We start from the raw sequence: 15753 nt of genomic DNA, 5'->3' as shown, positions 1-15753 counted from the left end.
GATTGAATAAATGCAAGCAGCTCATTTTCAATTTTAAGCAAAATCCCTAATTGTAGCCCTTGAACAAGTAAAATCCTAAACTCTGCCAAACCTACTACGATGCAACAAACACTCCTTTTGGGTTTACTCCTGGTAAGTACCCTAGGTTTTTCTCAGGAAAAACCAGGCTTAAAACTGTGGTACAAACAAGCTTCGGGCAACAAATGGGAAAATGCCCTCCCCATCGGCAACGGCCGCCAGGGGGCCATGATTTACGGCAATGTGGACAGAGAAACCATTCAACTCAACGAACATACGGTTTGGAGTGGTAGTCCCAATCGCAATGACAATCCCGCATCTTTGGACTCCCTGGCCGAAATCAGGAAACTGATTTTTGAAGGCAATCACAAAGTGGCCGAAAGACTGGCCAATCGGGTCATCATCACCAAAAAATCGCATGGCCAAATGTTCCAGCCGGTTGGCAGCCTCCACCTCTCCTTCCCGGGTCACGAAAATTACAGCAATTATTACCGCGAGCTGGACATTGAAAAAGCGGTAGCCAAAACGACTTATGTGGTGGACGGAGTCACCTATACGCGGGAAGCCCTCGCTTCTTTTCCCGATCGGGTGATCGTGATGCGGCTCACGGCCAGCAAACCAGGGAGCCTTTCTTTTTCTGCCAATTACTCCTCTCCCCAACGCAAAAAAGTCTTTGCCACCACCTCTACCAAAGACTTGACCATCAGCGGTACCACCAGCGACCACGAAGGGGTAAAAGGCTTGGTCGAATTTAAAGGCATCACCCGCATCAAACTGGATGGTGGCACTCTGAGCTCCAACGATACTTCGCTCACTGTAAATGGCGCCAATTCCGCCACCCTATTCATTTCGATCGCCACCAACTTCAACAATTACAAAGACATCAGCGGCGACGAGGAAAAGCGGGCTGCGGATTATTTGAACAAAGCCTATCCCAAAACTTATGCCACCATTCTGGCCGGGCACATTGCAGCCTATCAAAAGTATTTTAATCGGGTCAAACTGGACCTGGGCACCACTCCCGCCGCCAGTTTCCCTACCGACGAGCGCCTGAAAAACTTCAGCAGTACCAACGACCCGCACATGGCCAGTTTGTATTACCAGTTTGGCCGGTATTTATTGATTTCTTCCTCCCAACCCGGCGGCCAGCCCGCTAACCTGCAAGGCATCTGGAACAATCGCCTCAATCCCCCCTGGGACAGCAAGTACACCATCAACATCAACACGGAGATGAACTACTGGCCCGCCGAGCGCACCAATCTCGCCGAGCTGCACCGACCACTCCTGGAGATGGTCAAAGAACTCTCGATCACCGGCCAGGAAACCGCCCGAACCATGTACGGCACCCGTGGCTGGATGGCCCACCACAATACCGACATCTGGCGCATGAATGGCGCGATCGACGGCGCATTTTGGGGCATGTGGACCGCAGGAGGTGCCTGGCTTACCCAACACTTGTGGGAGCATTACCTCTACGGTGGTGATAAAACGTATTTGGCCAGCGTGTATCCAGCACTTAAAGGAGCCGCCCTGTTTTATGTTGATTTTTTGATTGAACACCCCCAGTACAAATGGTTGGTGGTCAGCCCGGGCAACTCCCCCGAAAATGCGCCCAAAGCGCATGATGGCTCTTCGCTGGATGCCGGGACGACGATGGACAACCAGATTGTTTACGACGTTTTTAGCTCGACCATTCGCACGGCCCAGCTGTTGGGCAAGGACGCGGCTTTTGTCGACACCCTGAAACAAATGCGCAGCCGCCTGGCCCCCATGCACATTGGTCAACACAACCAGTTGCAGGAATGGCTCGAAGATATTGACGACCCCAACGACCACCACCGCCACGTATCCCATCTGTACGGTTTGTTCCCTTCCAACCAGATTTCTCCTTACCGCACGCCTGAACTCTTTGCGGCTTCCCGCAACACCCTGTTGCAACGGGGCGATGTATCCACAGGTTGGAGCATGGGCTGGAAGGTGAACTGGTGGGCCAAATTGCAGGATGGGAACCACGCCTACAAATTGATCCAAAACCAGTTGACCCCACTGGGGGTAAATCCCGACGGCGGCGGCACCTACAACAACCTTTTTGATGCGCACCCACCTTTCCAGATTGATGGCAATTTTGGCTGTACCTCGGGCATCACCGAAATGTTGCTGCAAAGTTCTGATGCGGCTGTTCACGTATTGCCCGCACTACCGGATGTATGGCCCAATGGCAGCATTACCGGGCTACGGGCCTGGGGTGGTTTTGAGGTGGTAGACTTGCAGTGGAAGGATGGCAAGGTGGTCAAACTGGTGGTAAAATCCAACCTGGGTGGCAACCTGCGTTTGCGGGTGCCCAATGCATTGAAACTGAGCAATGGGGCTAGCATGAAAGTGGCTACGGGCAAAAATCCGAACCCTTTTTATCAAACTGAAGAAACGCCTGCGCCGATTATTTCTGAGAAATCGACGATTAAGCCACTGGAGCTGAAAGCGACCATGTTGTATGATGTGCCTACCCAGAAGGGGGTGGTGTATGCTTTTATTGGGCAATAACTACAGGGTTTCATTTGACATTTTACCTGCTACTACGTGGGCGCTCTTCGATCCTTTATCGCTCACTGCGTGAGCAGGCTCGACGATCGCAGATACCTGGAGCCTACGTAATGTGCAAGCTGGGTAAAAGCCAGACAATAGGTAGGATCTGGAACCTGTGATCGTCGAGCCCGCTCGCGCCGCGAGCATTTAGGGATCGAAGAGCACCCACGTAGTGGCAGGTATTACGTTCATCATTTCTTCAAACTTTTAAAAACGCAGTCATGCATAAACTATATCAAATAATCGTCATCGTACTTTTCTCCAGCCAGTTTGGCCTGGCTCAAATCACCATCCCCAACCCCATCCTGAACGGGTTTTATCCCGATCCCAGCATCACGCAGGTGGGCAAGGATTATTACCTCGTCCATTCCACTTTTTCATACTTCCCGGGTATTCCCGTGTTTCACAGCAGGGACCTGAAAAACTGGAAACAAATCGGAAATGTCATCCACCGCAATTCCCAGATGGATTTTATGGGGGAACGTCTGACCCGTGGCTTGTTTGCCCCTTCCATCAGTTACCACAAGGGTACTTTTTACGTGGTCTGCACCGACATTGACCACGATGGCAATTTTGTGGTAACGGCCAAAGACCCCGCAGGTCCCTGGAGCGACCCCGTGAAAATTCCACAGGTACGCGGCATCGACCCATCCATTTATTTCGACGATGACGACAAGGCCTACATCGTGTACAACAGCGATGCGCCCGACCGCAAACCCTTGTACTCAGGCCACCGCACCGTCAGAATGCAGGAATTTGACCCGGTGGCGCTGAAGGTAAAAGGGGAAGAAGTTCAATTGATCAATGGTGGGGTCGATATTACTAAAAAGCCGGTCTGGATTGAAGCGCCCCACTTCCTGAAAAAGAATGGCTGGTACTACTTGTATGCTGCCGAAGGAGGTACTTCGGTCAATCACTCCGAAGTGGTTTTGCGCAGCAAGTCGATTTGGGGGCCATTCGTGCCTTACGAGCAGAATCCGATTTTGACCCAACGCGATTTACCTGCCGACCGCAAAGACCCAATTACTTCCGCTGGGCACGCTCAGTTTGTAGAGGGGCCCGATGGCAAAACTTACGCCGTATTTTTAGCAGTCAGACCTTATGAAGGCGACTTTTACAACACAGGCCGGGAAACCTTCATCGCCCCCGTGGAATGGAAAAACGACTGGCCCATCATCAATCCCGACCATAAGGAAATCCAGTATTCCTACACGGCAAAGTTCAAAGAGGTGAAACAAAAAGGGGCCTTGCCACAAGCGGGTAATTTTCAATACACGCTGACTTTTGAAAAAACCCTGGATCCTGCACTGCTTTTCATGCGCAAAATCGACAGCAGTTCTTTTTCCTTGTCCAAAAAGCAGGGACTCACGCTGAAACTGAAGCCTGAAACCGTGATGGATTTTAGCAACCCTTCTTTCATCGGCAAACGCCAGCAACACCTGTACAGCACGGCTGAAACGGCTTTGAGCTTCAGCCCCATTGCGGAACATGAAAAAGCTGGCTTGGTGATTCTTCAGGATGAAAGACATTTTTACTATTTGTGCAAATCCCAGTCGCAGGGCAAAGCGGTCGTTCAGTTGTATCAAAGTTTGACCAAGGAAAAATCCATGGAATTGCTGGCTGAAATTCCGGTGAAAGCCTCAGCAAAATCAGTAGGCTTGCGCATCAGTTCAGCGGGCGACACCTACAGTTTTTACTGTTCGGAGGATTTCAAAACCTGGAAGCCGCTGAAAGAGAAAGTAGACGCCAAATTCCTCAGCACCAAAGCGGCAGGCAGTTTCATTGGGTGTTTGTACGGGATGTACGCCACTTCTTCGGGACAAACAAGCACCAACTCCGCGTCCTTCAAGTACTTGAAATATGGCGGCAATGACCCCATGTTCAAATAATCGCAGCATGAGAAGATACTTGCTCATCGTCAGTATGTATAGCCTCCTGGGTATTTGCAGCGCCAATGCCCAGGAGCGGCTTTATTCAAATTCATTTTCGCTTGCTGAGGTAAGTTTGCTCGATGGACCATTCAAACACGCTCGGGACCTCAACATTCAAACCCTGCTGCAATACGATGTGGACCGAATGCTGAATCCCTACCGCAAGGAGGCCGGGCTCCCCGAAAAAGCGGCAAGTTATTCCAATTGGGATGGGCTGGATGGACACGTTGGTGGACATTACCTCTCTGCCATGGCCATAAATGCTGCGACCGGGAATGCCGAATGTAAAAAACGCATGGCGTACCTGCTCAGCGAGCTCAAAGCCTGCCAGGAGGCCCATGCCCTTAATCACCCAAGTTGGGGACTTGGGTACCTCGGAGGAGTGCCCAAAAGTGCGGAAATCTGGTCGACCTTTAAAAATGGTGATTTTAAAGCCTTACGTGCGGCCTGGGTGCCCTGGTACAATGTGCATAAAATGTATTCGGGTTTGCGCGACGCCTGGTTGTACACGGGTGATGAAACGGCCAGAACCCTGTTTTTTAACTTTTGCGATTGGGGCATCGCCATTACTGCCAATTTGAGTGAGGCCCAAATGCAATCCATGTTGGACATTGAGCATGGGGGCATGAACGAGATTTTTGCGGATGCCTACCAAATGACCCGGGACGAAAAATACCTGAAGGCGGCGAAACGCTTTTCCCACCAGGCCCTGCTCGATCCACTATCGATGGGCCAGGACAACCTGGACAACAAACACGCCAATACCCAGGTACCCAAAGCGGTAGGTTTCCAACGCATCGCCGAACTGAGCAAGGAAGAAAAATACGCCAAGGCTGGCCGCTTTTTCTGGGAAACCGTTACCAGCAAACGCAGTCTGGCCCTGGGTGGAAACAGTCGTCGGGAGTTTTTTCCCAGCGTAGCAGCTGGTCGGGACTTTGTGCACGATGTGGAAGGCCCGGAGTCTTGCAACTCCTACAACATGCTCAAACTAACCGAAGATTTGTTCCGTGCCAATCCATCCGCCCGCTACATGGATTATTACGAAAGGACTTTGTACAACCACATCCTCTCTACCCAGCATCCCGAGCACGGTGGTTATGTGTACTTCACACCCGCCCGGCCACGCCATTACCGGGTGTATTCAGCCCCCAATCAAGGCATGTGGTGTTGTGTTGGTAGTGGCATGGAAAACCACGGGAAATACAATCAGCTGATTTACACGCATCAAAAGGATTCCCTGTTTTTGAATTTATTCATTGCTTCAGCATTGAATTGGCGGGCAAAGGGAATCGTGCTCAAACAGGAGACCAAATTCCCGGAGGAAGAACAAACGAAATTGAGCATCACCGAAGGCAAGGCCCGATTTACCCTGATGATCCGCTATCCTTCCTGGGTGCAGGCTGGGGCGCTACAAATCAAGGTCAACAACAAAACCATGGCTTTTAGCCCTTCCGCTTCCGGCTATGTTGGCGTTAATCGGCTTTGGAAAAAAGGGGATGTGGTGCAAATCATGATGCCGATGCAAAACACCGTCGAACATCTGGCAAACGTACCCGAGTACATCGCGTTGATGCATGGCCCCATTCTACTGGGCGCAAAAACTGGAACCGAAGGATTAAAAGGCTTGATTGCCGACGATAGCCGTTGGGGACATATTGCCAGCGGAGAAAGACTGCCCATCGACAGAGCGCCCATTATCATTGAAGATGCAGTGGATGCGATTGGCAAAAAGCTGGTGCCCATTAAAGGCAAGCCACTCAGTTTTACCGCAACAAATTTAAAAATGGTCAACTCCAGCAATTTGGTGCTGGAGCCATTTTACCGCATTCATGATGCCCGTTACATGATGTACTGGATGGCCTTGACAGGTACAAAGTACCAATCCTACCTCGATTCGATTGCCGGGCTCGAAAAAGAAAAACTGGCCTTGCAAAAACGCACCCTTGATTTTGTAGCCCCCGGCGAGCAACAACCGGAGGTAGATCACGCCCTGCAAAGTGAACAATCGCGCAAGGGTTCCTTTATGGATGAATTTTGGCGCGACGCCAGCAACGGCGGGTATTTCAGCTATCAAATGGCCACCAATGGTGAGACCAATCTGAGCCTGCGGGTACGTTACTGGGGTGCCGAATGGGGCAACCGGAAGTTTGACATCTACATCGATGAAGAGCAATTGATCAGCGAAAACAATACAGGAAGATGGCATCAATCCCAATTCCAGGAAATTGACTATTCGATTCCAGCTTCAATGTTGCAAGGGAAAACCCGGATCCGGGTGAAGTTTCAGGCATTGGCGCAAAATACTGCGGGGGCGGTTTATTACCTCCGTTTGCTGCGCAAAAACTAAAGGGGAATTGTACCCGCATAAACTATAAACAACATTTGGCCCCACGTAAACTATAAACAAGCAAAAACCGTGCTGCTACAACGGTTATGACCGCAAAAGGCAGCTGTCTATTTGGGGAAATACGTTTCCTTTTACTTCTAAACGAAGAGGTAAGTTCTAGATTTAACTTGTTACGCAGCTTCGCTGCATTTTGATTTCACCACGACGTCACGACGAACACGACGTTTTGCGCTACGCGCTTTTACGCCTTCGGCGTAGAGCGGCATTAATTAGGAGAACATGAATAATCCCGAATTTTTGAAAAGTCAAAATTGGGCTAAAATCTAATCGCGGAGCGATTGAATTTTGAATAGCCCCGGTCGTCCGGGGTAAATAGTAGGGCCAAATTGCTTGCAACCACGGCAGTGGTTGAACCCAATTGAGCAAAAAATTCAACCGCATCCGCGGTTGCGAAACCTTTTGCTACGGACTGACCCCGGACGACCGGGGCTATTCAAAATTCAACCGCTTTCGCGGTTCGTTCTCCCAAAAATTCGGGATGACGAATATTCTCCCATTGTTGTCGCTTTGCTTAAGATGCTCAGCAGCGCAAAACGTCGTGTTCGTCGTGTCGTCGTGGTGAAACTCTCTTTTGGCGAAGCCAAAAAATCTACTATATCATGAAGTCCTATATTTTCATCCTCTTTCTACTAGCCGCTCAGTGTTTGCTAGCGCAGGTCAAACCAGCCCAAAACCCCGTCATCTTTGCCGATGTACCCGACCTATCCATGATGCGGGTAGGCGACACCTACTACATGAGCAGCACCACCATGCACATGAGTCCAGGCCTGCCGATCATGAAATCCAAAGACCTAATCAACTGGCAAATGGTCGGTTACGCTTATGATACCCTTACTACCGTAGATGCCATGACGCTGAACAACGGCAAAAGCACTTATGGACGGGGCTCCTGGGCCAGCAGCATTCGCTACCACCAGGGAACTTATTATGTAACCACCTTTGCACAGACCAGCGGCAGAACCCACATTTACAGCACCAAAGACATCGAAAAGGGCCCCTGGAAAGTGCAGTCTTTTAAACCCTCTTACCACGATCACACCCTCTTTTTTGACGACGATGGCCGGGTCTACATGATTTACGGAACGGGTAAGTTGAAAATGATCGAACTCAATGCCGACTTGTCGGGCGTAAAACCCGGCACCCAGGAACAAGTGGTGATTGAAAACGCCAGCCTTCCTGCCGGCAACAACATCATGCTACAAGCAGAAGGTTCTCAACTCTTCAAAGTCAATGGTAAATACTACCTCTTCAACATTGTCTGGCCACGCGGTGGCATGCGAACCGTATTGATTCATAGAGCGGATAAAATCACTGGTCCTTGGGAAGGCAAACTGGCCTTGCAGGATTTGGGTGTAGCTCAAGGTGGGCTGATCGACACGCCGGATGGGCAGTGGTACGCCTACTTGTTCCGCGATTTTGGCGCGGTGGGGAGGATTCCTTATCTGGTTCCGGTCAAATGGGAAGACGGCTGGCCAATCCTGGGCGTAGATGGCAAAGTGCCCGAAACCTTGAACCTTCCGGCCAGCACGGGGCTGATACCGAGTCTGGTCAATTCAGATGAATTCAGCCGCAACAAAGGTGAACCTGCCCTACCCCTGGTCTGGCAATGGAACCACAACCCCGACAACAAGCTTTGGTCGCTCAGCGAGCGCAAAGGTTACCTTCGCCTCAAAACTGGCCGCCTGGACACTTCATTTTTCCTGGCCAGAAACACCTTGACGCAACGCACCATCGGCCCGGAATGCACGGGCACTACGGCACTGGATGTTTCCAAACTGAAAGAGGGTGATTTTGCAGGTTTGTGCCTTTTGCAAAAAAACTATGGCTTGGTAGGTGTAAAAGTCATCAATGGCCAAAAGAAAATTGTGATGATCAACGCCGGATCGGGCAAACCCGTGGAAGCGCCTATGGTACCACTGAAAGGCAAGAAGGTTTATTTTAAAGCAGCCTGCAATTTTCGGGATAAAGCGGATGTAGCCAATTTCTTCTACAGCCTGGATGGCAAAACCTGGAATCCGATTGGCGAGCAATTGAAGATGTCGTACACGCTTCCGCATTTTATGGGGTACCGTTTTGGCTTATTCAACTACGCGACGCAGCAGATTGGAGGATATGCGGATTTTGATTATTTCCGTATCCAAGATCAGATTAAGAAATAGTACTGAACCCTTGCGAAGGTTTTTGATCTCTGAAAGCGGAGGACATGAATTGCCACGTGCTTTAGCGCGTGGATCGAGGTTACCCTCTTGATCGGGCTTTAGCCCTAGTCTTAATTTTAAAGTTAGGGCTAAAGCCCAAATCTGAGGGTGTTCTCATAACCCCAGGCTGAAGCCTGGGGCAATTCAAGTCCTCCGAGCACAATGCTTAGTAGTGTCTGACCAGAGTTGATGAAGACAAGCCATTTTAACAGCACAACGATTCATAAACTATAAACAAACAAAAAATGAAAATCAAGATTCATGTTCTCTTCATCGCTCTGGTCCTCTGGTCGGGGCTGGCGATGAGCCAACCCCCCCGGGGGCCGCTGGTGATTTCACCACAGGTGCAAGCCGACAAAACCGTTACATTCCGGTACCTGGCTCCTTTGGCCAAGGAAGTAAAATTGAGTGCTCAGTTTGAAAAGGCACCCCTGGCCATGAGTAAGGACGCCCAAGGTGTTTGGAGCATCACCGTGGGGCCAATCAAACCCGACATCTATCCCTACAGTTTTCAGGTGGATGGAGTCACGGTGATGGACCCTGCCAATGTGGCCTTTTTCCCCAATGAACGCTTCAAAGCCAGTTTGGTGGATGTGCCGGGAGACAGCCCTTTGATCCACGCCATGAGGGATGTGCCGCATGGTGCCACCACTTATGAGTACTATCCTTCGCTGGAGGGTACAACTGGTTCTTTGATGATTTACACGCCTCCGGGTTATGACCAAAGCCCAACCAAAAAGTACCCGGTTTTTTACCTGATCAGCGGCACGACGGACACGGAAGAGACCTATTTCAAAGTGGGTCGCACCAATTTAATCCTGGACAACCTCATTGCCGAAGGCAAAGCCAAACCCATGATCATTGTCATGCCTTATGGCAACATTGCAGCCAGGATGGCTGAACAAAAGGGAGGCGCAAAACCAGCTGATCCAATGGTTCGGGACGGTGATGATGCGGTAAAACGGGCGAAAGATTTTGAAACCGATCTGTTGACCAAGGTTATTCCATACGTGGAAAAAAACTACCGCACCCTCAACAACCGGGAAAATCGCGCCATTGGTGGCTTTTCCCGTGGCGGCGGTCAAACCCTCCGTGCTGCTTTTGGCAACATGGACAAGTTTGCCTGGGTGTGTAGCTATAGCTCCTACCTCTCCCCTGCCGAAATGGATCGCAACTTCAGTCAGATCGGCGCCAAAGCCGACGTGACCAACAAACAGCTGAAATTGCTTTGGGTCGGGGTAGGTGATGAAGACTTCCTGTACAAAGGTACGCTTGAGTTTATGGACTACCTGAAGGCCAAAAACATCCAGTTTAAAAGCCGGATCAGCGGCGGCGGCCATACCTGGATGAATGCCAAGCAATACCTCGCTGAAACCGCTCAATTGCTTTTCCAATAAAAAAGATTGAACAAATGAAACTTCGCATATACCTAACTCAGATTTTGGTTTTTTTGGCGGTATCCGCTGCCACAGCACAAAGACCGCCAGCCATCAGTTCCCCGGAGGTGCATCCCGATCACAGCATCACCTTCCGCTATTTTTCCCGCAAAGCGCAAAAAGTAACGGTGAGTGGGGAATTTTTAAAGGCCCCGGTGGCCATGACCAAGGATACCTCTGGCATCTGGAGCGTCACGGTGCCGCCGGTTGAACCAGACATTTACCCTTACAGTTTTTGGGTGGATACGGTACAAATTGCCGACCCGAACAATACCTACATTTTTGCCAATGAAAGATTCAAACGCAGCATTGTAGACATCCCCGGCGACAAGCCGCTGGTACATTCCTTGCAAAATGTGCCACACGGAAAAGTTAGCTACCGCTACTACAAATCGGCTACCCTGGGCACTACTCGCCCGCTGCTGGTGTATACGCCACCGGGTTACGACCCCACGGGCAAGACCAAATATCCGGTGCTTTATCTGATCCACGGCGGTTCGGATACCGAAGAAACCTGGACCAAAGTAGGGCATGCCAACTTCATCGCCGACAACCTGATTGCCCAGGGCAAGGCCAAACCCATGATCATCGTGATGCCCTACGGCAATGTGCGACCAAGCCCGATGCAAGATTTCACCAAAGACATCGTGAACGATATCATCCCCTTTGTGGAAGCCAACTACCTGGTGCAGAGCGATAGCAAGAGCCGGGCAGTAGCCGGGTTTTCGGTCGGCGGTGGCCAAACCCTGAACATCGGGTTGACGAATACCGACAAGTTCGCCTACGTGTGCTCTTACGCCCCTTTTACCGCTACGGAAGAGTTCAAAAAGAATTTTACCGACTGGTCGCCGAATGTGGAACAAATGAACAAACAGTTGAAATTGTTCAGCATCAGCATCGCCACCGAGGACTTTTTGTACGAGAGTGTGAAGCAAAACATCGCGATGTTCAAGGACAAAAAATTGAACCTCGAAACCTTGGTGGTGCCCGGTGGCCATACCTGGATGAATTGCAAGCTTTACCTGGCGAATACTTTGCAGCAGGTTTTTAAATAAACCCCGAGCACCACATTTAACTATAAACAAACAACAAGTCTATCAATCTACTTTTTCAATGATGAGTATCCAGTCATTGCCCCGTCCATTGGTAGGTGGGGTGTAGGTTTGTATGCCTTTGGTGCCTGAAGTATGGATGATGTATTCCTCTCCATAACGAGGGTCAAACCATACTTCACGCATCCTGTCGGCTTTAAGCAAACTTTTATCGATCGTGAACTTCTCCCCTCTTGGTGAATAGACAATGGTAAAAGAACCATCATTCGCCAGCGCAGCTTTTATTTTGCCTCCTCCGGTGTCAGGGCCATCGAGAACAATGGTTTTGCTGGGAGCCAACTTTTGAAATTGTCGGGAAGTAAACAGCTTTTTCAATATTCCCATTTGAAATGCCCCAGGGTGATCGATGGCTTCAAACCAAGGTATGGAGGCCGCAATTACGGGTTTGTGTTTTTCAGCATACATTTGCCAAATGTTGTTGTTGCCATACGTGTGTCCACAAGCACCGGACAGCACCGACCAATAAGCGGCCTGCCGGCTATCGTAGTCGTCAAAGCGGTCCTGGGGGTTACTTCCGGCAAAGTAGAAGCCAGCTGGTATCCTTTCGTAGCGTGGTTCACCGTCGAGCGTTGGCTTCGGGGGCATGAGTTTGTAATCATGTTCGGCGTAGAGGCCATTGTCATGGTCGTGGGCAGCATGTGAAGATTGGTACATGTTAAAATCCAGCCATGGGGCGTTGTGAAAATAATCGGAGGAAAGTCCTGGCCCTCTGGGATGAAAAGTGATGAGGTGACTGCCACCATCTCCCGCTTTTAGTCCTTGAGCCATTGCTTCCATCATTTTCCGCTCCCCATCGTTGGTGATGTCTCGGTCGCCACCAAGTATCCAAATGATCGGTTTTTGCTTGTATCGCTGACCCAAATAACGCCCATAAGCAAATGCATTTTGAGTATTGAAAATGGTTTTGTCAGGGTTTAAGGAGCTCCAATAAGCGCCCCAGGTGGGAAGCATGCCAATGACCAATCCAAGTGATGTAGCTTTGTCAACGATGTAATCTACGTGTTTGAAATATTGCTCATTGGGTTTTGTCGGGTCATTGTCCATCAGAGGTGTTTCACCATAGGGGTTAGGCGCATTCAGGCCATCTTGTTCAGCAAGCACCACCGCCTGAATGACCGTAAAACCCTTTTTTGCCCTATTTGTCAAATAAAGATCAGCTTCTTCGCGGTTGAGTCGATGGAAAAGCTCCCATGCAGTATCGCCCAGGTAAAAAAAAGGTTTACCGTCCTGCTGGACTAGAAAACGGCCATTCTGACTGACCTTCAAAATTTGTGCAAATCCGCCAGAGGAGAAAATAGTGGTCAGTAGAAAGGTAAGTAATGTTATTTGGAGTTTCATACAGGTGTTCATAAGTATTTGATTTGTGAATGATTAAACCCAAAGGGCTTTCTCATAAAAAAAGTATGCATGAAACAAGAAACGACATTTTACAAAAAACTTCAAGCCCATGAGGGATTAGATTTAACTTAGGACGTTTATCTATTTTTGTCGAAAATGAGGTCGGGTTCGGTGAATGAGGCACGAAAAGTGGAGTTCGGCAGCGCGTTGAGCATTTTGGGAACGAACACCATTTGCAGCAAACAAAACCATTTAACTATAAACAAACAAAAAACTTAGTGATGAAAAAACCATTGTTTACAATTGCTGGCATCGCCCTCTTGAGCGTACTTGCCTACGCCCAAAAGATTGAAAAACAGGCCCCACAAGGCTTTGACCAAGCCCGCACGGGCATCAGCATGGGCAAATTGGATACCATCCGCTATGAATCCAAAACCGTAGGTGCTACGCGGAAAGCCCTGGTGTACACCCCACCGGGTTACAACAAAAAGACCAAATACCCCGTGTTCTACCTCCTCCACGGCATCGGTGGCGATGAAAAAGAGTGGCTGAACGGCGGTAAACCCCAGGTCATTTTAGACAACCTGTTCGCCGAAGGCAAAATCAAACCCATGATTGTGGTGATGCCCAATGGTCGGGCCATGAAGGACGACCGGGCGGTGGGCAATATTTTTGACCGCGACAAAGTGGAGGCCTTCGCTACCTTTGAAAAGGACTTGCTGAATGACCTGATCCCGTACATTGAAAAAACCTACCCGGCCCTTACCGATCGCGAAAACCGCGCCATTGCCGGGCTTTCGATGGGCGGCGGCCAGTCATTGAACTTTGGTTTGGGGAACCTGGATAAATTCGCCTGGGTCGGTGGCTTCTCTTCTGCCCCCAATACCAAAAGGCCGGAAGAATTGGTGCCCAATCCTGCCGAGACCAAAAAACAACTCAAACTGCTCTGGATTTCCTGTGGCGACAATGACGGGCTCATCACCTTCAGCAAACGCACCCACGACTACCTGTACAAGAATGACGTGCCCCACGTTTATTACATCGAGCCTGGCGTGCACGATTTTAAAGTGTGGAAAAATGGCTTGTACATGTTTTCGCAGTTTTTATTCAAACCCGTCGATGTCGCTTCTTTACCACAGTATACGGTGCTGGGCACTCCTGCGGCCAGCAATGTGCGCAATGCCAAGTACCCGCAAATACTGCCCGACAACCGCGTTGTATTTCGGATGAAAGCACCTGATGCACAAAAGGTACAAATTGATCTGGGGAAAAAATACGACATGGTCAGAGACACTGGCGGTTTCTGGACCCTGACTACCGATACCATCAGCCGGGGTTTTCACTACTACTCCTTGTTGATCGATGGTGTTGCGGTAGCTGACCCTGCCAGCGAAACTTTTTACGGCATGGGGCGGATGGCCAGTGGCATTGAAATTCCGTACAAAGGCGGCGATTTTTATGCTTTAAAAGACGTACCCCACGGCGACATCCGCATCAAGCGTTACCTCTCGAAAGCGACCAATAACTGGCGTGAAATGTACGTCTACACCCCGCCGGGATACGACCAGTCCAGCGCCAAATATCCGGTGCTCTACCTCCTGCACGGCGGCGGCGAAGACCAAAGGGGTTGGGCAACCCAGGGCCGCACCGACCTCATCCTGGACAACCTGATTGCCGAAAGTAAAGCCAAACCCATGATCATCGTCATGCTCGATGGCAATATGGGCGGCGCTGGCGGCCCCGCTGGATTCAACGAAAATGTGCTGCGGGCTTTTGAAAATGAACTGAAGCTGGGGGCAATCCCTTTTGTGGAAAGCAATTTCCGGGCCGAAACGGATGCCAAAAACCGGGCCCTGGCTGGTTTGTCCATGGGTGGCTTGCAAACTTTGTACGCGGGCATCAAAAACACTAACCTGTTCGCGCACCTGGGGATATTCAGCTCGGGCTGGTTTGCCAACAATACCACCCTTTCTGGCCCACAGTACGAGTTCATGAAAAACAACGCGACGACCATCAATACCAACCTCAAACACTTGTGGATTTCGATGGGCGGCCAGCAAGACATTGCCTTCAACAATTGTAAAGTCATGATGGCCAAGTTTGATGAGTTGGGGGTTAAGTACCAGTATAGCGAATATGCAGGGGGGCATACGTGGCCGGTGTGGCGGCATGATTTGTTTATGTTCGCGCAGGTGTTGTTTAAGTGATTGCTTCTGGAGAATCACTGAGCGGCATTTTTTAGCACAAAGGACGCAAAGGGAAGCACAAGGGACACAAAGGTTAGATGTTGACGAGGCAATATGTTTGGATTGTTAAGCATAAAGCTTCGTCAACATCTTGGCTTTGTTTTCTTTGTGCTAAAAAATGTCGCTTTATGTTTTCTGGATAATTTGTACCAGTTGATGCTGAACAAAAAAGGGTTGTGCTATGAGGACGCATTTTTTATTGTCGCTAAGGTCACGAAAAGGCATTCCTTATACCAATCCATTCATTATCAAGTCAATAAAATTAAAAATTGCAGATATTTGAAGATTTGGTACTCCTGTTTTATCTTTACTATGTGGGCGTGGAAAGTGCGCATATTTCCGTGTTGAACCAAACCGCCTACGGCGGTAGCTCCTCGCTGCCGTTTGGCATTGTGCCGTAGCCCCAAAAGGCTTAACTCGTTGAGTGAACAATATTTACTCATCAAAAACTCAACGAGATGACACCACTTAGAAAAGAAATGAT

At 49.7% G+C, this 15753-nt stretch carries 9 protein-coding genes; 7 read left to right on the top strand and 2 right to left on the bottom strand.

Going from position 1 to position 15753, the window contains the following annotated elements; translation table 11 throughout:
- Nucleotides 1–99 precede the first annotated feature (99 nt).
- The 6 genes from SFV55_RS24410 to SFV55_RS24385 all read left to right on the top strand — a co-directional run bounded on the left by SFV55_RS24410 (nucleotide 100) and on the right by SFV55_RS24385 (nucleotide 11628).
- Complete coding sequence (locus tag SFV55_RS24410) at nucleotides 100–2559, top strand: glycoside hydrolase family 95 protein (protein WP_320032189.1); 2460 nt, start codon at nucleotides 100–102, stop codon at nucleotides 2557–2559.
- Between the two features lie 263 nt (nucleotides 2560–2822).
- The gene (locus SFV55_RS24405) at nucleotides 2823–4490 is read left to right on the top strand and encodes a glycoside hydrolase family 43 protein (protein ID WP_320032188.1); all 1668 of its coding nucleotides are present in this window, start codon (nucleotides 2823–2825) and stop codon (nucleotides 4488–4490) included.
- A 7-nt stretch (nucleotides 4491–4497) separates the two neighbouring features.
- Nucleotides 4498–6879, top strand: a complete 2382-nt coding sequence (locus SFV55_RS24400) for a glycoside hydrolase family 127 protein (protein ID WP_320032187.1) — start codon at nucleotides 4498–4500, stop codon at nucleotides 6877–6879.
- Nucleotides 6880–7538: 659 nt separating this feature from the next.
- Complete coding sequence (locus SFV55_RS24395; RefSeq protein ID WP_320032186.1) at nucleotides 7539–9098, top strand: glycoside hydrolase 43 family protein; 1560 nt, start codon at nucleotides 7539–7541, stop codon at nucleotides 9096–9098.
- 284 nt (nucleotides 9099–9382) lie between these two features.
- Nucleotides 9383–10534, top strand: a complete 1152-nt coding sequence (locus tag SFV55_RS24390; protein ID WP_320032185.1) for an alpha/beta hydrolase-fold protein — start codon at nucleotides 9383–9385, stop codon at nucleotides 10532–10534.
- Between the two features lie 14 nt (nucleotides 10535–10548).
- On the top strand, nucleotides 10549–11628 hold the full coding sequence (locus SFV55_RS24385) for an alpha/beta hydrolase (protein WP_320032184.1): 1080 nt from the start codon (nucleotides 10549–10551) through the stop codon (nucleotides 11626–11628).
- Between the two features lie 42 nt (nucleotides 11629–11670).
- Here SFV55_RS24385 and SFV55_RS24380 read toward each other — a convergent pair whose 3' ends face one another.
- Nucleotides 11671–13035, bottom strand: a complete 1365-nt coding sequence (locus SFV55_RS24380; protein WP_320032183.1) for a glycoside hydrolase family 140 protein — start codon at nucleotides 13033–13035, stop codon at nucleotides 11671–11673.
- 269 nt (nucleotides 13036–13304) lie between these two features.
- Here SFV55_RS24380 and SFV55_RS24375 point away from each other — a divergent pair, with 269 nt between their 5' ends.
- The gene (locus SFV55_RS24375) at nucleotides 13305–15230 is read left to right on the top strand and encodes an alpha/beta hydrolase-fold protein (RefSeq protein WP_320032182.1); all 1926 of its coding nucleotides are present in this window, start codon (nucleotides 13305–13307) and stop codon (nucleotides 15228–15230) included.
- 287 nt (nucleotides 15231–15517) lie between these two features.
- Here the strand turns inward: SFV55_RS24375 and SFV55_RS24370 are convergent.
- On the bottom strand, nucleotides 15518–15753 hold a 236-nt coding region (locus SFV55_RS24370; RefSeq protein WP_320032181.1), incomplete at its 5' end, for a hypothetical protein.

Source organism: Haliscomenobacter sp. (assembly GCF_033763495.1).
Taxonomy (GTDB): Bacteria; Bacteroidota; Bacteroidia; order Chitinophagales; family Saprospiraceae; genus Haliscomenobacter.
Note: the sequence above shows the minus strand (reverse complement) of the source record. Positions and strands in the feature narration are given on the sequence as shown.